The organism is Rheinheimera sp., assembly GCF_036782235.1.
Taxonomy (GTDB): domain Bacteria; phylum Pseudomonadota; class Gammaproteobacteria; order Enterobacterales; family Alteromonadaceae; genus Pararheinheimera.
Genome location: NZ_DAIPZL010000004.1, coordinates 72,199 through 92,444, shown reverse-complemented (window position 1 = coordinate 92,444; position 20,246 = coordinate 72,199). Strand labels below are relative to the sequence as shown.

Below are 20,246 nucleotides of genomic sequence, written 5' to 3'. Positions count from 1 at the left end.
CAAATCAGGTTATTCGACGTTAACACAAAGTTAAATGTGATTGTCGGTACAATTATGCATTTGTGTTGTCGCGCGGGTGGCGATTTTTTCTGCAACGTTCTGAACAATATTTCACCTGTTGCCAGTCGCGTTGCCATTTTTTGCGCCAGGCAAAAGCTTTACCACAACATAAGCAGATTTTTTCCGGCAAATGCAGTTTGTGATGGGCCATCTGAATTTTGTCTGAATAATAAAAGATACAGCAGCTTACGGAGAAAACGGGGGCTTGGATTGCGCCCGGCAGCAAAAGGCCGGGCCAGCAAAGGTTAAGAGTCGAGGTAAGGGCGGCCGGCCATCATTTGTTGTGCCAGCTGCAATTCGGCGTCGCTGTCGGACAACTGCAATTCGCCAAACTGCACATCAAACTGAATCAAGTCGTCTTGTGGCATGTTTTGCGCAATCAGTTTATCCGGCACCTGACCGACCTGACGGTAAGCGTTAATGGCCACCTGAGCGGCTTGTTCCATTAACATAAAAAAGTAACCCAGCGGGAAGGTGCGGAATACTTCGTGATCCAGCTGTGCCCAGCCTAACAGGTCACCACTGATGCTGCCGTCGGCATGATCGGTAAATAACAGCGACACTGCAGGGAAAGGCGGGTTTTCACCTGAGCGGTATTCTTCAACATCCTGTTCGGTAAATAACAACACATAACCAAATGCCGGGCAGCCTTCGGCGTCCATATCATCAAAGGCAGCGTCGTAAACTAAAAACAGGCGTTGATCGGACATCAGGGTGGATCCACTAACTAAAGGGCGCACATTCTACCTAAGGCAAGGCCAGAGCTAAAGAATAAATTCGCTGGCTCTGGCGGTTTTTTCGACATGATGCCGGTTGCAAGTCGCAGCCCTTAGCGTGACCAGGCGCTCGGTACTTTTGGGATCTCCAGCACCATCAGCAACAGCTGCAGCAATAACGCCTCGTTTTCATTGGTATTTTTATCAGCAAGCACAGCCGCTTCCAGCATCTCGGCCAGTTGTTTTTTTAGCATAGGCGCAGTGTGGATTAATTCCGGCAGCAGCTCTGACAATTGTGCCGGGCTAACTTCGGGCTGCGCTGTGTGGGCGTCTAACGCCACAGCGGCCAAACCGGCCTGCCAGGCCGATGTTGGATCTGTACTTTGTGCAGCACACAGGCTCAGCAATTGTAGAGCTGGTTGTTGAACCTGATGAAAACGGCTGGCTCGGTCTTTTTTATGCAGCAGGCTGCTGTCAAAGTGCACACCAATCCACAGCTGCAGATAAGCCAGCACACAGGACTCCAGCAAATCTTGCTGGCCGTCGGCTTGCACCATGGCCTGACAGAGTTCACTCAGTTCGCGGAACTGCCAGGCGGTCAGTTGTTTCAGGCTGGGGGCTATTAACTGCAGCAGCTGCAGTTTTTGCAAAGGTTGCAGCAGCTGCACCTGATCATACAAGGTATCCACATCCTGCAATAAACCGTCCTGACCCAGTTCTTTAATCAAATGCCAGTGTTTGGCCAGTTGCTCTGGCTGCACCAGACAGGCGCATAACAAAGCAGGTGCCGACGGAGCGTGCTGACTGCTGTGCAATAACAAGGCGGGTAAGGCATTTAAGAGTGCTGCCGCCTGCGGCTGTGATGGCCTGGCAGACTGTACTGTGGAGCTTGCCGTTGTGCTGCTGGCTGCTGTGTTGTTGTGATTGCCCTGACGGCGTTTTTGTAGTTGTTCGGCATTGGGAAACTGGCCAAGCCAAGTGGGCTCAATTTTTTTAATCCGCTCTGCCAAAGGCGGATGGGTGGCAAATAAACTGGTCCAGCGGCTGATGGCTTCACCAAAAAATAAATGACTCATTTCATCGGCATTGGGGTTTTGTACCCTGCTGCCAACACTGGCAGCGCCTATCGCTTTGAGCGCGCCAGCTATGCCTTGGGGGTTCCGGGTAAATTGTACAGCGCTGGCGTCGGCCAGAAATTCACGTTGCCGGCTGACAGCGGCTTTGATCAGGTTGCCAAAAAAAGACCCGAGATAACCCAGCACCATCAACCCCAAAGCCAGCCCAAGCAATCCACCACCGTTATTTTTGCTGTTACGCCCTGAGCTTAACACTGCAGTGCTGCGGCCACTGCTACGCAGCAGGTAATAACCGGCGTGGCCAATAAACAAAATACCGTGTAGCAGCGCAATCAGCCGGATATTCATCCGCATATCACCGTTCAGAATATGGCTGAACTCATGGGCGACCACCCCTTGTAATTCGTCGCGGCTAAGTAGATCCAGGCAGCCCTGGGTGATGCCAATTACAGCGTCGGCCGGTGAATAACCGGCAGCAAAAGCATTAATAGATTTTTCCGGCAACAAATACACCGGCGGCACAGGCACACCGGCGGCGATGGCCATTTCGGCCACTACATTCAGCAGCACTTTTTGTTGTTCGTTGGCATTGGCTTTAATCAACAATTCGCCGCCAAGGGCCTGAGCGACCACTCTGCCACCTTTACTCAGTTCGGCTTGTTTCGACAAAATCACGATGCTGATCACCAAAATCAGCACCAGACTGGTGATGCTGATGGCTTTCCACGGCAGAGCCGACCAAAACTGCGGATCTTGTGGGTTCAGCAGTAACGCACTTTGTTCAGGCTGCATCACACCAAGGGTGATACAGAGCAACAGATTGGTCAGCACTAACAGCGACAGCACGGCCAGGCCAAATAAAAACACCAGCAGTTTAGTGTTGCGTCTGGCCTCGTCCTGCGCCTGAAAAAAATCCACTGCCATCGGGATTAAAAGCTCACCTTAGGTGCGGCCTGAATGGCCACAGTGTCGGTAAACTCCAGCAGTTTAGCGTCTTGCTGATGGCCAAAGATGCCGGCAAATATCACAGGCGGGAAACTCTGTTTGTAGCTGTTATAGGCGGTCACCGCGTCGTTAAAGGCCTGACGGGCAAAAGACACTTTGTTTTCGGTGGAGGTGAGCTCTTCCGATAGCTGCAGCATATTTTCGTTGGCTTTTAAATCCGGATAAGCTTCCATCACCATATTAAACTTGCTCATGGCGCCTTGCAGTGTGGCTTCGGCGCTGGCCAGATGGCTGATGGCGCCGGCATCTGACGGGTTATTGGCTGCGACTTTTAACTCGGCAAAGGCGGCATTACGCGCCTGGATCACAGCTTCCAGCGTTTCCCTTTCATGTGACATATAACCTTTTGCTGTTTCTACCAAATTAGGGATCAGGTCATAACGGCGTTTAAGCTGCACTTCAATCTGGGCAAAGGCGTTTTGAAAACGGTTTTTCAGTTTGACCAACTGGTTAAAGATACTGATGACGTATAACAATAATAAGCCAATGATCAATAAGGTAATAAGGCTGCTCATAAAGTCTCCCTACATTGAGTGCGGATGGTTGCGGCGAACAAAAAATTACTCTAGCACCGTTAACATTAAATTAATAGCAAAGGTGCGGCAAGGCGCAAAACCTTAAAACAACAGGGCTTTGGCTGCTATTTTTCTGCGGTTGGGCTACTATGGCGTTCAACATTGCCGGCCTGTTGTGGCCGGAACCATCCGTTGTTTTGAGGTTGTTATGTCTGATTTTAAACATATTTCCATTGCTGAAACCTTTGCCAGATTACAACAAAAGCAAGTAGTGATTGCCGATATCCGCGATGAACAAAGTTTTCATGCCGGTCATATTGAAGGTGCCTATCACCTGACCAATACCAGCCTGCATCAGTTTACCCAGCTGCATGACTACCATACCCCTGTGGTGGTGGTGTGTTACCACGGCAACTCCAGCCAGGGTGCGGCGCAATATCTGGCGCAGCAGGGTTTTGAAGAGGTGTACAGCATGGACGGAGGTTTTGAAGGCTGGCGGCATAATTACCCTTTTAGCCGCGGCGAGGAATAACAGCCGATGTTAAAACTGGCTGAGCTGAATTCTGCCAGCGCGGCGCAAACCTTTGCTGATTATTGTGTGAGTCAAGGCTGGCATGTCAGTGTGGTGGTGCAAAACCCGCAACGGGCGGAGATTTTTAGCGCGCCCGACTGTATAGAACAGGTGCAGCAGGAGCTGGAACTGTTTTTACAAAACCCGGAACTGGACAAGTACAGTCAGGCAGCCTGGAGCCGCAATCAGCCTGCTGTGGCCGGCCAAAGCCTTGGCCTTGGTGATATCTGGCAGCGGATGCGGCTGATGTCGGGTTTGGTTACCCAAGCTATCGCGTTATGCTGTGTGCTGGTGTTTGTAGCCCAGCAAATCTGGCCTTTGCCTTTGTATCAGACACTGACGTTTTTTCACAACAGCAGTGAGCTGCAACAGTGGTTCAGCTGGCGTTGGCTGACGCCTGCGCTGCTGCATTTTTCGGCAGCACATCTGATATTTAACCTGCTCGCCTGGTGGTTATTTGCTGGCCGGATAGAACGTCAACTTGGTGGTTTTGTGCTGCTTTGGCTCAGTCTGGTGGCGGCGGTGCTCAGTAATACTGCGCAGTTTTTATTTAAAGACGCCAATTTTGGTGGTTTGTCCGGTGTGGTCTACGCGGTGATTGGTTTTGTCTGGGTGTACGGCTGGCGTTTTAAGCAGCAGCCGCTGCATCTGGGGCGCGCCGATATTGGCATGGCGTTGCTGTTTTTACTGCTCGGTTTTGCCGACATGCTGTGGGTCAATACCGCCAACTGGGCGCATCTGTTTGGCCTTGGCAGTGGCATGTTGCTGGCCTTGGCACAATCCAGGCCTGCAACACAAAGTCACAAGGCTGCATAGCACAAGCTAAATCCTGACTAAACCCAGACGATAAAAAAACGCCGGCATGCCGGCGTTTTTTTATCGTGAAAAGCACTGCAGTTATTGATACAGGTACTTGGTAAAAAGCACATCCTGTACTGCTTCTACCCCTGTTTCCTTTTTCAGTAACTCATTGAGATTACGCAATATTTTTAATCTGATTTCTTCACGGCCGGTCAGCGACTTAATAATATCTTCCGGCTCTTTGCCAAAAGTAGCCACTATGGCGTTCAGGATCAGTGGTTCGTGGTGCTCAATAATCGGCAGATATTTTTGATCTTTAATCATCAGCTCCATGGTCACCCGTACATAACCCAGGCTTTTTTGCCCTGTGGTCACGTAATTGGTCACAATATCCGGATCAAAACCGTAATAAACCACTTTGGGCTTGGCTGGTGCCGCCTGCTGGGCCAGTGCAACCGAACTTACCAATAACAACAGCAGCGCAAATATGTTTTTCATCTAAACCACACTGAGATTTGTTGAACTCCTGAGGCTGACAAGTGTACCTGAGGCCGTCAGAGCTGGCTATCAGGAAACAGCAATTGCCCCTGCCAATTCGCCACAATCAGCCACCTGGCTGGTGCGGCCTATTAACTATGATCACAGGCTGTTACTTTGCCAGAGCAGCTGGTTATTTTTACGCACAAACCCAGGCACTCTGATCACTGGCTGTGCTGAAAAAGCCGGTTGAAGTTGTTATGATGCCGCCAGTTTTTGTTGTTGATCACTGGTTTATGCTGTTAAGTCCCGAACATTTGTTTGAATCTTCGCTCTGGCGTGCGCTGGAATCGGCATCTTGCCCGCCGGTTTGGTTGCCCTGGTTGTCGGCGCAGGGGTCGTTAACCCGCCTGCTCAAGGCCTACAAACCGGGTTTTCACCTGCAGCTGTTGCAACAACAACATCAGCCGTTACCCGCGGCTTTGGTCAGCCGCTGGCAATGCAGCCATGGTTTGTGTCGTGAAGTGCTGATGTCACTGGATGGTCAGCCTGCGGTTTTTGCTCAAAGCTGGTTACCCGACAGCACCATAGCTGCGTTGCAACCGCTGGCGATGTTGGGTGAGCAGCCGCTGGGGGAATACATTTTTACCCAGCCCGGTTTAAGCCGTGGTGGTATTGAGGTGCTTTGTTTGCCACAAGGGCTGCAATTGCCTGCAGTGCCTGGCGCGGCGCACACCGAACTCTGGGGAAGGCGCTCGTATTTTTCGTTGCAACAACATGAATTTCTGGTACAGGAAATATTTTTAACCGGATGGCTGGATTGATGAAATTAGCATTAACACTGCAAAACTGGCGCCCCTACAGCAGACTGATGCGGCTGGAAAAACCTATTGGCACTTTTTTATTGTTATGGCCGACTTATTGGGCTTTGTGGCTGGCCAGTGATGGCATGCCGGAGTGGTCGATGTTGCTGGTGTTTACCCTGGGGGTAGTACTGATGAGGGCTGCCGGTTGTGTGATTAACGACTATGCTGACCGCCACTTTGACGGCGCTGTAGAGCGCACCAAACAGCGGCCTTTGGCCACTGGGGAAGTCAGTGCCACTGAAGCCTTGCAGCTGTTTGTGTTGTTATTATTGTTGTCGGCTTCATTGTTATTGTTTCTGGATTGGCGCAGCGCCCTGCTGTCGCTGGTGGCTGTGGTGCTGGCGGCCAGTTACCCCTTTATGAAAAGAGTCACCCATTTACCGCAGGTGGTGCTTGGTGCCGCCTTTAGCTGGGGCATGGTGATGAGTTTTATGGCGATTCAGGGCCAGTTGCCGCTGTTGGTCTGGCTGATTTATGCCGCCAATTTATTGTGGACAGTGGCGTACGACACTTTTTACGCCATGGTGGATCAAAACGACGATGAAAAAATCGGTGTAAAATCGACCGCCCGGTTATTTGGCCGTTATAACCTGTGGATCATCGCCATACTGCAGCTTGGGGCGCTGGCGCTTTTAGAGTGGGCCGGTGCTATTGCCGGTCTGGGCTGGCCTTTTGGTGTAGCGCTGGTGGTGGCCTTGCTGCTGTTTATGCAGCAGCACCGGATGGCAAGACGTGGCCGCGACGGCTGCTTCCGCGCTTTTTTACACAATCATTATGTGGGTATGGTGATTTTTGCCGGCATCCTGGCTGGCCAAATCTGGCAGTAAATTCAGTTTTTTCTTCCGGTTTTTCTTCTTCAGGCTGCGGCAGTTTTGCTGCTGCCTGCCTATGTGTTTTTGGCTGTTTGGCCATAGCTAATCCAGCCGGGTTGTTGCTGCGTATAAAATTCAGGTTCAGATTTTCGCGAAGAGCAGTATGCGGTTATTACAAGCGCTGGGTTATGCCGGCTTAATTCCTTTTTTGTTATTAACCTCGTTGGTGTGGTGGCCGCTGCTGCCGGGCTTTGACGCGCTGGCGATGTTTCAGCGCTACAGCGCCATTATTCTGGCTTTTATGGCTGGTGTGCTGTGGCCTGTCTGGTCACAACAAGCGCCCTTTAAACCCCTGGCTATTTTTGCCGTAGCGCTGCCGGTGCTGAGTTTTAGTGCCGGTGTCTTGCCCGACAGCGCCTTGCTGGCGATTGAGCTGCAGCTGTTTTTACTGTTAAGGCTGGGCGAGCGCTGGTTTGGGCTGGACCAGCAGTATCATCCGCTGTATTTGCAGCTGCGCAACAGACTGACTCTGGTGGTGGTGTGTTGTCATTTGTTGCTGATATGGCATTTGCTGCGGCAATAACGCCGGTGCGCTGAAAGTTTTTGCCAACAGTGCCTGTCTTATCTTGCAGCAACAGCAGATCGCAGGAATGCAGATGAACAAGATCAAATTAAAAGCTGGCCTTCAAGCTGTATTTAAGAGCTGCGCCTTGTGCCTCACAGTGGCTGGTCTGCTGCTCAGCAGTCCTGTGGTCAGGGCTGAACAAAACAAAGCTGCCCTGGAGCAACTGGTGCTGGGCGCCGGTTGTTTTTGGGGTGTGGAAAAACGTTTTGAAGCTTTGCCCGGCGTGGTCGACGCGGTAGCAGGTTATGCCGATGGCCGCGGTGTGCGCCCGACCTATCAGGCCATCACGGCGCCGGAGCAGCGGATGAATCCGGATAATTTTGCCGAAGTGGTGCAGGTGACTTACAACCCGGCGCTGATCAGCAGCAGCACCTTGCTGCAGTTTTATTTTGAGCAGCACGACCCCACCCAGAAAAACCGGCAGGGCAATGATATTGGCACCCAATACCGCTCGATAGTGCTTTACAGCACGCCAGAGCAACAACAAACAGCTTTGGCATTAAAGGCGCAATATCAGCAACTGTTGACAGCGGCAGGTTATGGTGAAATTCAAACCCAAATTAAAGCACTGAAGCGTTTTTATCCGGCCGAAGATTATCATCAGGATTATCTGGCCAAAAATCCGGCTGGTTATTGCCCCGATCATGCCACAGGTGTGCGTTTTGCCGTTCAATCAGAAGCCACGCCAGATACAACTCCCGATAACAGCGCATTATTAACAGGCCAGCATATTCTGGTAATAGACGCGCCGTATTGCCCTTATTGCGCCATTTTTAAACGTGAGGTGGCGGATCATTATCAGGGTTCGATTCCGATGCATTTTCGCCGGGCGCAGCAGTTGCAGGGGCTGAGCCTAAAAACGCCCACTTTTGCCACTCCCACTATTTTGTTTTTAGACAATGGCGTGGAACAGTTCGGTCGTCAGGGCGCCATGAGTGCCGCTGAGTTTTATCAGGCGTTGGGGTATTTTAAATTGGGTGATTCTGAGGCCTTTCGGGTGGCCTTTGATAAAGGCACCGACAACAGGTTTTGCCAGCAATATGAAATTTTTAAAAACACCCCGGACGGTGTTTTTACCGACAAACTCAGTGGCCAGCCCTTGTTTGATACCCGTGACCGTTTTGATTCGGGTACTGGCTGGTTGTCATTCCGCCGGGCGGTAAAAGGCGCTGTGATAGAACAACCGGATAACAGCTATGGTATGCAGCGTACTGAAATCCGGGCGAAAAAGTCCGGCATTCATTTAGGCCATTTGTTTTTTGACGGCCCCAATGGCAGCGCCCGTTATTGTATTAATGCCACAGTGTTGGATTTTGTGCCGCGTGGCAGTTGACCGCTATGACATTAGTTGTGGCTGCTTTAATTTTGGTGGTTTTAGTTATGGCGGCTTTAGCGCTCGCCGGTTTGTGGTGACGCCGGCTGGGGTGCGCCGCCTGTTGGTAATAACCTCAGCTCAGGGCACAACAACTGCTGTTGTTGGTCGCTCTGCCAGCGCAGCGCCTGACCTGGTTTATGTGGCATCACGGCGATGGGCGAAAACTGCACCAATGCAGGCACCATAGCAAGTTGATACGCCTGGGTTAAATCCAGCCATTCGGTATGGATTTCGCCCGGTGCTAACAACAATAAATCTTCTTCGGCCGGTTCGCCTCTTTTGGCTTTGGCTCCCTGATACAGCAGCTTTTGGCCATTTTGGCTGATATGTAAAAACTCACTAAACCAGGCGTCCAATGGGCTGTGCCAACGCAGGATCAGCCAGGGATTTGTGTCTTTGTTCTGAATTTGCACCTGCAGCTGCCAGGCTTCGCTGCCGGCACTGGTGCTACAGTACAGCGGTAGCTGTTGGCTGTCTTGGGCGCCCTGGCCGGTGTTTGGCATAAAAACTCCCAGCAATACACAGAACAGAATGAATTTTGGCATCTGAAAAAAAACGGGTGATGATTTTGTATTTACCATAACCCGTTCCTGCTGCGTGCACCAGCCTGATCATCACATCAGGCCGGTGTTGTGCTTGAGAGCACTGTTAGTTCTGTGCCGGTGTATTTTCGGCAAAATATTCATGGCTGTCAGCATTTTGCACTGCTTTGGCCGGGTCGCTGATTGCCAGCGATTTAGCTGCACTGTGGCCATAGGCCAGATCGTCAGTACCAGCCACCACGTTAAAGTGGCTCATCTCGTGCACTATGGTGCCGCCTTTAGAGTCGGTACCGCTGGTTGGTGCAGTCCAGAAGGCGTTACATAAATACACTTTGTACGGCTGGGTTGGGTAGACATAAGCAAAATAAGACTTTTTGCAGCTGCAGTCGAAGGTCAGTGGCTGGGTATTCAGTGCACTGTCGATATTGTTAAAGTTACCCCGTACTGTGCTCCAGCGGCCAGCATCGTAGTTACCAAACCAGGTTTTGTAACGCACTGAGCTGCTTGGGCTTGAGTAGCTGGTCAGGTAGTTTTTGGCATCAGCTGACATGGTTTTAGCTGCAGCTAAACCGTCCAGAATGGAGGTTTGCTGGGTGTTGCTGCAACGGCCGGTAAAAGTCACACCATTGACCGTAGTGCCGCCGCCATCACCTGGCTTGGCTGTGGTGGTGATGCTGCCTTGTTTGGCTTCCAGATAAAAGCTGACAGGTGCTGAGCTGATACCAGTGATACCAAGGCGAGCCAGCTTTTTGTCCTGACCAGGGTTGTTGGTAAATAAGGTATAAGATTCAGCATGGTAGCTAATCTCATACTGGCCGGTTTTGCTTAAATCGTACAGGGAAGACAATTCCACTTCATAACTGACACTTTGGCCACTTTTCAGCTGGATATAGTCTTTTTGTTGTGCGGCCGGTCTTTTGTAATGAGCACCGAGATAGTCGGTTTCCACACCGTTGACCGACACTTTAAATAAAGCTTCTTCGACCCCCTCAGCCGGGGTGTACCATTTTAATACCCGTACCGGTACCGCTTCTTCGTTGGTCAGCGTCACCTGAACTTTAATGTCTTCGGCCGAGGTAAAATTGGTTTTGCTTAATGCCAGGCTGGCGCGAATGCCATCAGCCAGCGCCTGAGTGCTGAACAGCCCGGCAACCAGCAGGGTACCCAGCAAATAATGAGCGTGTTTCATCATGTTCCCTTTTTATTAACTATTTTATTGTAATGTTGCATTTTTAATGCTTAACCATTAAAGGCTAATAAACGAAATTCTTCAATAAGGTTTTTACAGTTGTAATTTTCTGTAAATTGCACAGAGAAAAACCGCTATTCAAAGTGCAGTTGCTGGAGGGGTGAGAGTAATGTTATTTATATTCAATTGGTTATTGTGGTTTGGTAGATTGGAGGTTATCTGGATTGCTGGGTTGTGGCACAAAATCTCACTGTGCAAGCAGCAGCGCATTTTTGTAAAAATAAAATTTATTTTATTCGAGCAATCAGAAACTTAACTGCAGTACCTTACTGATGTTAGCTTTTGGTTAAAAAAAGAACTGTTCAGACCAGCTGCTACCGTTTAAAATGCGCGCCCCTTGTCACCTGATGCTGTTAAAAACGGAGCACACATGAATTTTTTAACCACCGCATTTTTGGTTGTTGGTTTATCTCTCTGGTCTGTTGCCGCTCAGGCCACGCTGATCATTAACGGTGGTTTTGAAGCCAACGTGGTGGCCAAAAACAACTGGAAGTATTTTAGTGCCACCCAGGTGGCTGGCTGGGAAGGTAGTAATATCGAAATCTGGCACGGCTTAAACGGCATCAAAGCCGCTGAAGGCAATCAGCATGCAGAGTTAAATGCCGACGGCAGCAACAAAGGTGCCTGGGAGATCTATCAGAATTTTGCCACTGAAATGGGCAAAACTTATGACTTTTCATTTATGTACCGCGCCCGTACCAATAATAAAGAAGCCTTTTTGTTCAGCATTGGTGATATTAAAACCACAGTGAACAACCACTCTTTGGGCCAGTGGCTGAAATTTACCGGCAGTTTTACCGCTAACAGCCTGCTGAGTACCATTCGTTTTACTTCATTAAACAACGGCACAGTGGGGAATTTCCTCGATGATGTGCAGGTGAGCGCTGCGCCGGTGCAGCCGCAGAGTGTGACAGTGGATGAAGCCTCAACTCTGTCTGTGCTGGCGTTAGGTTTGGTCTTGCTGGCACTGCGTCGTCGTCGTTCTGTTTAACCGACTGATTTGCAACTGCAGATAAGCCCTGTTTACAGATAAAGCACAGTTAAAAAAATTACCCCAATAAAAAACCGCCTGCAGGCGGTTTTTTTATTGGGCGTTTTAAAGCCTTAATGCATATGCCTGTGGCCATGTTTGGCGCTGTTGCTGGCTGTGCCCTGAGGCATTGGCGCACGTTCAATCACAGGTTTGTCGCTGACAAAAGGTTTGATGCCCATGGCCTGATAAATATCAGCCGGATACATGGCTTTGCCCTGGGTGATCACCAGCGCCAGCTTGCGGATATCACCAATATTTTTGGTTGGGTCCCCGTCCACCAGCAATAAGTCGGCGTCTTTACCAACCGCAATCTGACCTTTTGTGCTTTCTACCTTGCTGTAACGGGCACCATTTAAGGTGGCAACCTGCAGCGCCTGCGCCGGGGTTAAACCCGCCTTCACCAGCAGTTCCAGTTCACCCTGTAAGGTAAAACCGGCCAGCTCGTCGGTACCAGCCACCACCGGAATGCCGGCTTTGTACATCATTCCCACAAACTCCACCATTTTGGCGTAAGACTTGGCATAAAGTGCTGCTGTTGCCGCATCCGGAATATCCAGCTCGGCTGCGGCGTATCTGCGCTGCACATCAGGAGGTAAATGATCAACGATGGCTTGCCATGGCTCGCCGACAGTGCCATCCACTTTTTTCAGAAAATCAAAGGTCGCCAAAGTTGGGTCTACCACTATGCCTTTGTTTTTCATCAGCTTGATATAGTCCTGCACCGCTTTGCCCTGTAAATCCAGGCTGGCTACCTGTTTGGCCGGTAAATAAAACCGCTCCAGGGTGCGGGTGTCGGTGTCGGGTTTGACCAGGAAGTTCAGCAATAACTGGTTAATGTGCTGAATTTCGTCATAACCTGCAGCTATGACATCTTCCGCTTTTAAAAAGGCCGGCACATGGCCACTGACCCTTAAACCCCGTTGATGGGCATAAGCCACAGTGTCTTTTAAAATGGCTTTGGGAAAAGAGTTATAAATTTTCAGCTGCGGGTAACCATGAGCAGCGTACCAGTCGATGGCCGATTTAGCACCGGCTAAGTCTTTGATCACAAAACCGTTGCGTGCTGAATATGGGCTTTCGCCTTCGAGGAACCCTGTTGGTACCACTGTGGGTGCCAGCAGCTCGCCGGTGGCTGTTTCGCTGATCATGGCCTGAATACTGGCGTTGTCATTGCCCATATCACGCAAAGTGGTGACACCGGCGGCTAAATGTAGTGGACCTTCCCAGCGTGACAAGTGGCCATGCATATCAAATAAACCCGGCAGCACAATACGGCCTTTGCCGTCGATGCTGTTTTGCGCTTTGGTGGCTAAAGTGCCGGTTGGCACTATGGCAGTAATTTTGCCCCGCAGCATAAACAGATCCGACGGCGCACCTAGTTGTGCCGTTACGCTGTCAAAAGGCCGCACATTACGCAGCACCGTCAGGCCAGGTAAATCCTTTGGAATGTCGGTGGCCAGGCTGGATAACAGCTTGGTTTCGGTTTGTTTTTGCAGCTGTGCCATTGTGTCGGCATTGTGCTGCCAGCCTTCTTCAATCAGCGTTAAATAACCAGGCGCTATGCTGGCAAATAAACGTGGGTTTTCCCCGCTGGTGGCCCACACCAGATTGGGTTCCAGCCCAACGCCGGTTTGTACCAGCAGTTGTACCTGCTGTTTTTCCCCGTCTTTTTCCACAATCAGTGACGCAACCTTTTGTTGGGTCAGGGTGCCGGAAGGTAATAATGAAATGCTGTTACCGCCGGTTTTGGCAATAGCAGCAATGGCCACTGAACTCAGTTCAGGCGAGCCGTCGACCGGTAAATACAGGGCCGGGCCTGTCACTTTGGCCTGGCCTTTTTTCTCCCCAGTGCTCCAGCTGGCATTGTCGCCCTGGCGGTCAAATTTTTCGTTGATCACAGAGCCAAAAGTGGATTTGCCCTGACCGCTGTAGCTGGCAATGGTGCCGTCGGCGTTCAGCTTGATGCTTTCGTTGAGCTCAGGGCCGCGGCCATTGTCTTTAAAAATAAACCGTACTTTGAGTTCGCCATTATCGGCCACATCGACAATTTGCTCCCCGGCTTTCACGCCGTTGTCGACCAGAATAGTGTAACGGCGCTGTTCGCCAGCCATGCTCTGCAGCGCTGTACTGGCCAGCAGCAGAGCTGCAAGGTAACGAAGACGCATAAAAATCCTTAATAATTGCGGACATAAAACACGACAATAACAAAGCCGCTGGCAAAAACACAATGTAGCTTTAGCTGCTGTGTTTGCTGGGGGCGACTACAGCCCGTTCTTTGGCAACGGATTGGCTGCTGTGTCAGATCATCACAAAAAAAGTGCCGGCAACGCAGGTCAGACTTTGGCCGGCGGCCGATTTGCGGTAGCATAAGCCCCCTTTGCCTGAAATAATTGAACTTTTGCATGTCTGAAGTGGTGTTTCCTGTTAGTGCAGCCACGCTGCAACTTTGGTTTGATCCCGGTACTTTTCAGCGCGCCCGCGCTTATTGGCAGGCTGGCAAAGTGATCAAACTGGAATACAGCGAAGATCTGTCGCAAATCAGCGCTCAGGTATGGGGCGAGGCTTTGTCGCCGTACCGGCAGTTTTTATCGCTGAAACCCCATGGTGCTGAATGGCGTTTAACGGACTCCTGCAGCTGCCCTGTGGGCGGTCGTTGCAAACATGTGCTGGCGGTGCTGCTTAAACTAAAACAAGTGTATGAGCAGCAGCAACTTGGCCTGCAGCAGCTGCCGCTACGTCAGCTGAGTCAGTGGTTTAGCGACGTTGAACGGCTGGCCAAAACCGACCCCAGCCTGGAAAAACTCAAAGATGTTGTGCTTTATATCTTAAGTTATGGCCAATCCGGGCTGCAGCTGTATCCACGCCGGGTAAAACAAAATAAAAAAGGCGGTTACAGCAAAGGCCAAACCATAGGCGCGCAGGAATTTTCCGGTTATTTAGTGCCTTATTGGATAGAAGAAGCCGATTTTCGGTTAATTAATCAGTTCCGCTCACAAAATATCCGCGAACAGTCGTTGCTGGAAGACGAGTGGGGTTATCAGTTGCTGCAGCAAATTATGGCAACGGGCCGTTGTTATTTTGGTGAAGCCCGCCACGAGCTGCAGCAAGGTGCCCCCAGACCGTTAAAACTGCAGTGGCTGGCCGGCAAAAACGGTCATCAGCTGGTGTGGGATTTAGGCGACGATGCCGAGCTGGAAGTGGTGTACACCACGCCGCCCTGTTATCTGGACACCACCCATTTTGTCATTGGATTACTGGACACCGAGCTGACCGGCCGCGAGTTAAAGCTGCTGGCAAAAATGCCGCCTGTGCCCAATGACGTGGTGCTGGACAGTGTTACTAAGCTGCAGAAATTATTCCATAAAGTCAGTTTGCCTGTGCCCAAAGGTGTGGCGCTGGAGCGGTTGGAAATAAGCCCTGTGCCAGTGCTGCAACTACTGATGCAGGCGCAGCAGGGCGGGGCGAAAAAACCAACAGCACAACTGGGTTTTGCTTATGGTGACTTTGTGTTACCGCTGGATTTACAGCAGGCGCAGCACGAAGTGAAAGAGCCGCATCGCACCGTATTTATTAAACGCAGCCGTGCTGATGAAACCCAGGCACTGGAGCAGTTGTTAAGTTATGGCCTGGTGGCTTTACCGGAACAAGCGCAGCCGGTGTTGTTTGGTGTTGGTGAAGGCCCGGATAACCCAGAGTTGTGGCAGCCCTTATTGCAGGCGGTGCCCGATTTAACAGCGCAGGGTTGGCGGGTGAGTCAGGCACCGGATTTTAATTTAGATATTCTGGCCGCTCAGCCCTATTTGCAGGTGCAAGACGGCAAGCAGGGTGGTTTTGAGCTGGGCATATCAGTGGATATCGACGGCCAGCAGGTGCCGCTGCTGCCACTTATTACCCAATGGCTGCGCCAATATGGCTTGCCGAGTGCAGGCCAGCAAATCTGGCTCAGTTTACCCCAGGGCAAGCTGGCGCTGCCGGTTAGTTTAATTCAGCCTTTGATTGATACCATTATTGAACTGCTGAATCTGAGCAAATCGCCGTTAATGCTGGAGCTGCCCGACTTTAAAGCAGCGTTATTACCGCCACCTGGCGCTGCGGAAATTCAGTATCTGAACGCTGGCCGGTTGGAGCGGTTAACCAGTCAGCTGCATAATTTTGCCGGCATCAGCGAAGTGGCTAAACCCCAAGGCCTGCAGGCAGAACTGCGGCCTTATCAGCAGCAGGGCCTGAACTGGCTGAGCTTTTTACGTCAGTATGGCTTGGGCGGTATTCTGGCCGACGATATGGGCCTGGGTAAAACCTTACAAGCGTTAAGCTTTTTACAAAACGAAAAGGAAGCCGGCCGGTTAACAGCGCCTGTGCTGATCGTATGCCCCACCAGTTTATTGGGGAACTGGCAGCAGGAAGCGGCACGTTTTACCCCTGAACTGAGAGTGTTGCAGCTTTATGGCGCCAAACGTCAGCATTTATTTGAGCAGCTGTCGCACTACAACATTATTGTGACCAGTTATCCGCTGCTGGTGCGTGATATTGCGTTTTACCAGCGAAGCCGTTTTAGCGCTGTGATTCTGGATGAAGCCCAGCATATTAAAAATGCCGGCAGTCAGGCGGCGCAGTCGGTACGGTTGTTAAAAGCCGATTTTCGTTTAGCGCTGTCCGGCACCCCTTTGGAAAACCATCTGGGCGAGCTCAAATCCTTATTTGATTTTGTGTTGCCGGGTTTATTGGGCACAGAACAACATTTCCTGCAGGTGTACCGTCGTCCTATCGAAAAACAAGGGGACAGCGAACGGGCTTATGCACTAAAGCAAAAAATTGCGCCTTTTATGCTGCGCCGCACCAAGTCGCAGGTGGCCACCGAATTGCCGGATAAAACCGAAATTCTGCAATTGCTGGAGCTGGAAAGTGACCAGCGCAATTTATATGAAAGTATCAGGTTGGTGATGGAAACCAAGGTGCGGGAGTTATTCCTGCGCAAAGGGGTGGCGGCCAGTCAGATTGAGTTTTTGGATGCCTTGTTAAAACTGCGCCAGGCCTGTTGTGATGCCCGGCTGGTGCCGATAGAGCAGGCGCAGTCGGTGAAACATAACGCCAAGTTGCAGTGGTTACGCGACAATTTGCCGGAGATGCTGGAGGAAGGCCGCAAAATTCTGTTATTCAGCCAGTTTGCCAGCATGTTGCATCTGATTGAACAGGAGCTGGAATATCTGGGCATTTCATACAGTAAGCTGACAGGCCAAACTAAAAAACGCCAGGATCAGATTGACGCTTTCCAGCGCGGTGAAACATCGGTGTTTTTAATCAGCTTAAAAGCCGGTGGGACCGGCTTAAACCTGACGGCGGCTGATACCGTGATCCACTACGACCCCTGGTGGAACCCGGCGGCGGAAAATCAGGCAACAGACCGCGCCCACCGTATTGGTCAGGACAAAGCAGTCTTTGTATATAAGCTGATAGCCCGCAACACTGTTGAAGAAAAAGTGCAAAAATTACAGCAGTTTAAGCAAGGTTTGGCCGACCAGTTATTTGCCGGTGGTAAAGGCCAGTTATGGCAGGGCAATGCACAGGATTTATTGTCGCTTTTTGCTGAAACCGAAGTGGTGGTGGCCGAAGCCGGCACCAAAGCTTTACCGGGCGCCAGGGCTTAAGCAGGTTGTCACTGAGACCTGCGGCAACAGGGGTTGCCGCAGATGATTTGTCCTCTGGCGGCGAATCCTCCAGGCGACTTTGAACCCACACGACTTTTACCTTAAACGACTTTTACTTTAAATAACTGGTGCTCACAATATAAAAGCTTTATTGGCTTGGTGTTTTGGCTTTGGCATCGCCGGCCGGTGCCGATGTTTTGGCAGTGTCATCCACTAAATGCTGCTGAATATGGCCAATCAGTTGTTGCAGCTGTTTTTTACTTTCATCGTCATACCAACTCAGCATATGCTTTTGATACAGCGGATCCGGCCATAATTGCAGCAGCTGTTGATTCACCGCTGTAATGACTTCAGCAGCTTTAGGGTGTTTACTACAGGCCACATAAGTGGCGGCACGGCCTTCGGCGCCTGCTATCTGGTAATAATCTAAATCCAGCAACGGCTGGCGTGAGCGGCTTTGCAGATAGCTGATGCGGTGCGGGTAATCAATTAAAAAATCAATACGGCCAGCCAGCAATAAATCCACCGGGTTATTTTCCATAAAACTGCGCTCGGCCAATAAACCCCGGGAGTTTTGCTGTGCCTGCTCTATGACAGGTGCATAACTGCGGCCTTTTTCCAACAAACCGGTAAATTTGCCCTGGCTTAATAACTGCTGTAAGTCGGCAACGCCACCCTGTTGTAGCTGCTGGCTAAGGGCGCTGCCGCGCACTGTGGCCAGTGCAATATGCATCACCACTGCGGCCGGAATAGACAACTGCATCTTGGCTTTGCGATCGGCATTGGCCAATACACCAAAGCTGCAATATAAAGCGGAGGGGTCGGCATGCAGCACTTCCCGTCGTTCAAAACTAACAAAACGGCTTTGATGCTGATATTGCGGCAACAGTTTGATCAACATTTGTTCCATCTGATCGCTGGAGCCTTTGCCTTGTTCAGGGCCATGCATCAGCCGAAATGGCGCTAAATCCACCATCAGCCAGTGAATGGTGGTTGGGGTATTCGCCAGACTGGCGCTGGTGGTGAACAACAACAAAATGGCGAAGAACTGGCGCATTTGGGTGTTCCGTAAAAAGGACTGGGGTTAACATAACAAGACTCAACAGCAGCCGCAAGCTGCTGCTGAGTTGGGAACAAATAGCGCGTGCCTGGTGCCTGAGCAATTGCTGTTTTTATCGCTGTGATCAAGTTAAAGTTCTGAAATTCTTTGTGAAAAATGCTGGAGCCTTATGAAATCTTTGCTGCAGACCTTTGCCGGCCAACAACCATGGCTGGACCCGCTGCTGGCCTATTATGGCCTGGTGTTGTTGTTTATTCTGTTGTTGTCGCTGGGGCTGCATCTGCTGTTACACCATGGTTTGTTGCGTGTTATTGCCGCCAGATCAGGTGCGCAGGCCTTGTGGCGGCAAAGCCATTTATTAAGCCGGCTGGCCTTTACGCTGCAGGGTGTGGTGCTGATGTGGCAGGCCAACTTCTGGCTGGAGCCGGGCTCTGAAACCCTGCATTTATTAAACCTGCTGACCCAGCTGTGGGTGTTAGGTTTTGGTACCGCCAGTTTTTTTGCGCTGCTTAATACGCTGGAAGCTTTGTTACAACAAAAGGGGCTGGGTAAACAGGCGCCGATCCGGGGGTTATTTCAGAGCCTGAAACTACTGACGTCGGTATTGGTGCTGATTCTGGCGTTGTCGTTATTGCTGGGTAAATCACCGCTGTTGTTATTGAGTGGCCTTGGTGCCATGACCGCCATTTTATTGCTGGTATTTAAAGACCCGATTTTAGGTTTTGTTGCCGGTATTCAGTTGTCGGCCAACCGTATGCTCGCCTTAGGCGACTGGCTGGAAATGCCTAAATATGGTGCCGACGGCGAAGTAATAGAAATGAGCCTGACCACAGTCAAAGTGCGCAACTGGGACAATACCATTACCAGTATTCCGGCTTATGCGCTGATTTCCGACTCTTTTAAAAACTGGCGTGGCATGAGCGAGTCGGGTGGCCGCCGGATAAAAAGGTCGGTCTTTATTGAGGCCAGCAGTGTGCGGTTTTTAACAGAAGAAGATATCAACCGCTTGCAACGCTCGACTTTGCTGCAGCCTTATCTACAGAAAAAGCTCTCGGAAATCACAGCTTATAACGCCCAGTGTGATATGAGTTCGGTGCTGAACGGGCGGCGTTTAACTAACCTTGGCACCTTGCGCGCTTACCTCACCGAGTTTTTGCAACAACACCCTGATATTCATAAAAATATGACCCGCATGGTACGGCAGCTACCTTCGGGCCCTACCGGCATTCCGCTGGAAATTTACGCGTTTTGCAGCAATACCGCCTGGTTGCACTATGAGGCGGTGCAAGGTGATATTTTTGACCATATTTTTGCTGTTATTAGTGAGTTTGATTTGCGGGTTTATCAGCAGCCTTCGGGGTATGACTTAAGGCAGTTAAAACTGGGTTAGCCACTGATGGGCTTACTAGCCGAAGGCAATGTGCCGGATGGCGGCTTTGTTTGGCACCACCAATGCGGTGCAATTGATGCCAACGGCATGGCGCGAACGCTTTTCAGCTTGCAGCTGATGGCGCTGTTGAAGCGGGGTTTCGCCCCCGCGGGCGAGTCACTTTTTGTATCGACAAAAAGTGACGCAAAAAACGACCCCGGTAAGCCTTCGAAAGCCCGCTAAAAATCAAAAGTTTGAGGCGCCGCCAAAACTCAGCGACCGCTAGCGTCGGTCGCTTCAAACAGTTGGCGTCTTAAAACCTCAAACTTTCAATTTTTATCGGCTCGGCTAAACGGGGAGGGAAAGCGCTGGCAGGGTGATGGGTATCTTTTATTTCGATAGCCTCAGTTTACTTATTGTATTGTCACTGATTCGTTGCCAATCAGCTA

General features: G+C 50.7%; 19 protein-coding genes. 10 read left to right on the top strand and 9 right to left on the bottom strand.

The genetic code is table 11. The annotated features are described in order from the left end of the window. Positions 1–52 precede the first annotated feature (52 nt). The 4 genes from V7P87_RS06180 to V7P87_RS06165 all read right to left on the bottom strand — a co-directional run bounded on the left by V7P87_RS06180 (position 53) and on the right by V7P87_RS06165 (position 3,372). The gene (locus V7P87_RS06180; protein ID WP_296297727.1) at positions 53–211 is read right to left on the bottom strand and encodes a DUF2256 domain-containing protein; all 159 of its coding nucleotides are present in this window, start codon (positions 209–211) and stop codon (positions 53–55) included. A gap of 94 nt (positions 212–305) precedes the next feature. Continuing rightward, on the bottom strand, positions 306–770 hold the full coding sequence (locus V7P87_RS06175) for a hypothetical protein (protein ID WP_260655246.1): 465 nt from the start codon (positions 768–770) through the stop codon (positions 306–308). Positions 771–889: 119 nt separating this feature from the next. Then, complete coding sequence (locus tag V7P87_RS06170; protein ID WP_333796652.1) at positions 890–2,776, bottom strand: M48 family metallopeptidase; 1,887 nt, start codon at positions 2,774–2,776, stop codon at positions 890–892. 5 nt (positions 2,777–2,781) lie between these two features. Further along, the gene (locus V7P87_RS06165) at positions 2,782–3,372 is read right to left on the bottom strand and encodes a LemA family protein (RefSeq protein WP_333796651.1); all 591 of its coding nucleotides are present in this window, start codon (positions 3,370–3,372) and stop codon (positions 2,782–2,784) included. A 208-nt stretch (positions 3,373–3,580) separates the two neighbouring features. On the opposite strand from V7P87_RS06165, the gene glpE reads away from it, so the two are divergent. Together glpE and glpG are read left to right on the top strand one after the other, a co-directional pair. Beyond that, positions 3,581–3,904, top strand: a complete 324-nt coding sequence (gene glpE, locus V7P87_RS06160) for a thiosulfate sulfurtransferase GlpE (protein ID WP_333796650.1) — start codon at positions 3,581–3,583, stop codon at positions 3,902–3,904. A gap of 6 nt (positions 3,905–3,910) precedes the next feature. Beyond that, positions 3,911–4,759 (top strand): rhomboid family intramembrane serine protease GlpG, encoded by an 849-nt coding sequence (gene glpG / locus V7P87_RS06155; RefSeq protein WP_333796649.1) that lies wholly within the window; start codon positions 3,911–3,913, stop codon positions 4,757–4,759. 81 nt (positions 4,760–4,840) lie between these two features. Here glpG and V7P87_RS06150 read toward each other — a convergent pair whose 3' ends face one another. Then, entirely contained in the window at positions 4,841–5,242 is a 402-nt protein-coding gene (locus V7P87_RS06150) for a flagellar basal body-associated protein FliL (protein WP_333796648.1), read from the bottom strand. A gap of 239 nt (positions 5,243–5,481) precedes the next feature. On the opposite strand from V7P87_RS06150, the gene V7P87_RS06145 reads away from it, so the two are divergent. The 4 genes from V7P87_RS06145 (at position 5,482) to msrA (ending at position 8,857) form a co-directional block, all read left to right on the top strand. After that, on the top strand, positions 5,482–6,045 hold the full coding sequence (locus tag V7P87_RS06145; RefSeq protein WP_333796647.1) for a chorismate--pyruvate lyase family protein: 564 nt from the start codon (positions 5,482–5,484) through the stop codon (positions 6,043–6,045). Continuing rightward, positions 6,045–6,914 (top strand): 4-hydroxybenzoate octaprenyltransferase, encoded by an 870-nt coding sequence (gene ubiA, locus V7P87_RS06140; protein WP_333796646.1) that lies wholly within the window; start codon positions 6,045–6,047, stop codon positions 6,912–6,914. Before V7P87_RS06145 ends, ubiA begins: the two co-directional genes overlap by 1 nt. 148 nt (positions 6,915–7,062) lie before the next feature. Further along, a complete protein-coding gene (locus tag V7P87_RS06135) occupies positions 7,063–7,482 on the top strand; it encodes a DUF3429 domain-containing protein (RefSeq protein WP_333796645.1) in 420 nt (139 codons plus the stop codon). A 73-nt stretch (positions 7,483–7,555) separates the two neighbouring features. Continuing rightward, on the top strand, positions 7,556–8,857 hold the full coding sequence (gene msrA / locus V7P87_RS06130) for a peptide-methionine (S)-S-oxide reductase MsrA (protein WP_333796644.1): 1,302 nt from the start codon (positions 7,556–7,558) through the stop codon (positions 8,855–8,857). A 56-nt stretch (positions 8,858–8,913) separates the two neighbouring features. Here msrA and V7P87_RS06125 read toward each other — a convergent pair whose 3' ends face one another. Both V7P87_RS06125 and V7P87_RS06120 read right to left on the bottom strand, forming a co-directional pair. Further along, the gene (locus V7P87_RS06125; protein ID WP_333796643.1) at positions 8,914–9,402 is read right to left on the bottom strand and encodes a hypothetical protein; all 489 of its coding nucleotides are present in this window, start codon (positions 9,400–9,402) and stop codon (positions 8,914–8,916) included. Between the two features lie 145 nt (positions 9,403–9,547). Next, positions 9,548–10,630, bottom strand: a complete 1,083-nt coding sequence (locus tag V7P87_RS06120) for a M35 family metallo-endopeptidase (RefSeq protein ID WP_333796642.1) — start codon at positions 10,628–10,630, stop codon at positions 9,548–9,550. A gap of 430 nt (positions 10,631–11,060) precedes the next feature. Here V7P87_RS06120 and V7P87_RS06115 point away from each other — a divergent pair, with 430 nt between their 5' ends. After that, the gene (locus V7P87_RS06115; protein ID WP_333796641.1) at positions 11,061–11,681 is read left to right on the top strand and encodes a hypothetical protein; all 621 of its coding nucleotides are present in this window, start codon (positions 11,061–11,063) and stop codon (positions 11,679–11,681) included. Between the two features lie 113 nt (positions 11,682–11,794). Here the strand turns inward: V7P87_RS06115 and V7P87_RS06110 are convergent, their stop codons facing one another. Continuing rightward, complete coding sequence (locus V7P87_RS06110; RefSeq protein ID WP_333796640.1) at positions 11,795–13,888, bottom strand: amidohydrolase family protein; 2,094 nt, start codon at positions 13,886–13,888, stop codon at positions 11,795–11,797. A gap of 237 nt (positions 13,889–14,125) precedes the next feature. On the opposite strand from V7P87_RS06110, the gene V7P87_RS06105 reads away from it, so the two are divergent. After that, entirely contained in the window at positions 14,126–17,368 is a 3,243-nt protein-coding gene (locus V7P87_RS06105) for a DEAD/DEAH box helicase (protein ID WP_333796639.1), read from the top strand. A 148-nt stretch (positions 17,369–17,516) separates the two neighbouring features. Here V7P87_RS06105 and V7P87_RS06100 read toward each other — a convergent pair whose 3' ends face one another. Then, entirely contained in the window at positions 17,517–18,425 is a 909-nt protein-coding gene (locus tag V7P87_RS06100) for a hypothetical protein (protein ID WP_333796638.1), read from the bottom strand. Positions 18,426–18,597: 172 nt separating this feature from the next. Between V7P87_RS06100 and V7P87_RS06095 the strand changes: the two genes are divergently transcribed. Together V7P87_RS06095 and V7P87_RS06090 are read left to right on the top strand one after the other, a co-directional pair. Next, on the top strand, positions 18,598–19,818 hold the full coding sequence (locus tag V7P87_RS06095) for a mechanosensitive ion channel family protein (protein ID WP_333796637.1): 1,221 nt from the start codon (positions 18,598–18,600) through the stop codon (positions 19,816–19,818). Positions 19,819–19,824: 6 nt separating this feature from the next. Next, a complete protein-coding gene (locus V7P87_RS06090; protein ID WP_333796636.1) occupies positions 19,825–20,040 on the top strand; it encodes a hypothetical protein in 216 nt (71 codons plus the stop codon). Positions 20,041–20,246: the final 206 nt, after the last annotated feature.

Bases quoted from the DNA above. Each gene is read 5' to 3' on its own strand.
- V7P87_RS06095 (WP_333796637.1), top strand. From the start codon at position 18,598: ATGAAATCTTTGCTGCAGACCTTTGCCGGCCAACAACCATGGCTGGAC.
- glpG (WP_333796649.1), top strand. From the start codon at position 3,911: ATGTTAAAACTGGCTGAGCTGAATTCTGCCAGCGCGGCGCAAACCTTT.
- V7P87_RS06125 (WP_333796643.1), bottom strand. From the start codon at position 9,402: ATGCCAAACACCGGCCAGGGCGCCCAAGACAGCCAACAGCTACCGCTG.
- msrA (WP_333796644.1), top strand. From the start codon at position 7,556: ATGAACAAGATCAAATTAAAAGCTGGCCTTCAAGCTGTATTTAAGAGC.
- V7P87_RS06115 (WP_333796641.1), top strand. From the start codon at position 11,061: ATGAATTTTTTAACCACCGCATTTTTGGTTGTTGGTTTATCTCTCTGG.
- V7P87_RS06145 (WP_333796647.1), top strand. From the start codon at position 5,482: ATGATGCCGCCAGTTTTTGTTGTTGATCACTGGTTTATGCTGTTAAGT.
- V7P87_RS06175 (WP_260655246.1), bottom strand. From the start codon at position 770: ATGTCCGATCAACGCCTGTTTTTAGTTTACGACGCTGCCTTTGATGAT.
- V7P87_RS06120 (WP_333796642.1), bottom strand. From the start codon at position 10,630: ATGAAACACGCTCATTATTTGCTGGGTACCCTGCTGGTTGCCGGGCTG.
- V7P87_RS06150 (WP_333796648.1), bottom strand. From the start codon at position 5,242: ATGAAAAACATATTTGCGCTGCTGTTGTTATTGGTAAGTTCGGTTGCA.
- V7P87_RS06100 (WP_333796638.1), bottom strand. From the start codon at position 18,425: ATGCGCCAGTTCTTCGCCATTTTGTTGTTGTTCACCACCAGCGCCAGT.
- V7P87_RS06105 (WP_333796639.1), top strand. From the start codon at position 14,126: ATGTCTGAAGTGGTGTTTCCTGTTAGTGCAGCCACGCTGCAACTTTGG.
- glpE (WP_333796650.1), top strand. From the start codon at position 3,581: ATGTCTGATTTTAAACATATTTCCATTGCTGAAACCTTTGCCAGATTA.
- V7P87_RS06180 (WP_296297727.1), bottom strand. From the start codon at position 211: ATGGCCCATCACAAACTGCATTTGCCGGAAAAAATCTGCTTATGTTGT.
- ubiA (WP_333796646.1), top strand. From the start codon at position 6,045: ATGAAATTAGCATTAACACTGCAAAACTGGCGCCCCTACAGCAGACTG.
- V7P87_RS06165 (WP_333796651.1), bottom strand. From the start codon at position 3,372: ATGAGCAGCCTTATTACCTTATTGATCATTGGCTTATTATTGTTATAC.
- V7P87_RS06170 (WP_333796652.1), bottom strand. From the start codon at position 2,776: ATGGCAGTGGATTTTTTTCAGGCGCAGGACGAGGCCAGACGCAACACT.
- V7P87_RS06135 (WP_333796645.1), top strand. From the start codon at position 7,063: ATGCGGTTATTACAAGCGCTGGGTTATGCCGGCTTAATTCCTTTTTTG.
- V7P87_RS06090 (WP_333796636.1), top strand. From the start codon at position 19,825: ATGGGCTTACTAGCCGAAGGCAATGTGCCGGATGGCGGCTTTGTTTGG.
- V7P87_RS06110 (WP_333796640.1), bottom strand. From the start codon at position 13,888: ATGCGTCTTCGTTACCTTGCAGCTCTGCTGCTGGCCAGTACAGCGCTG.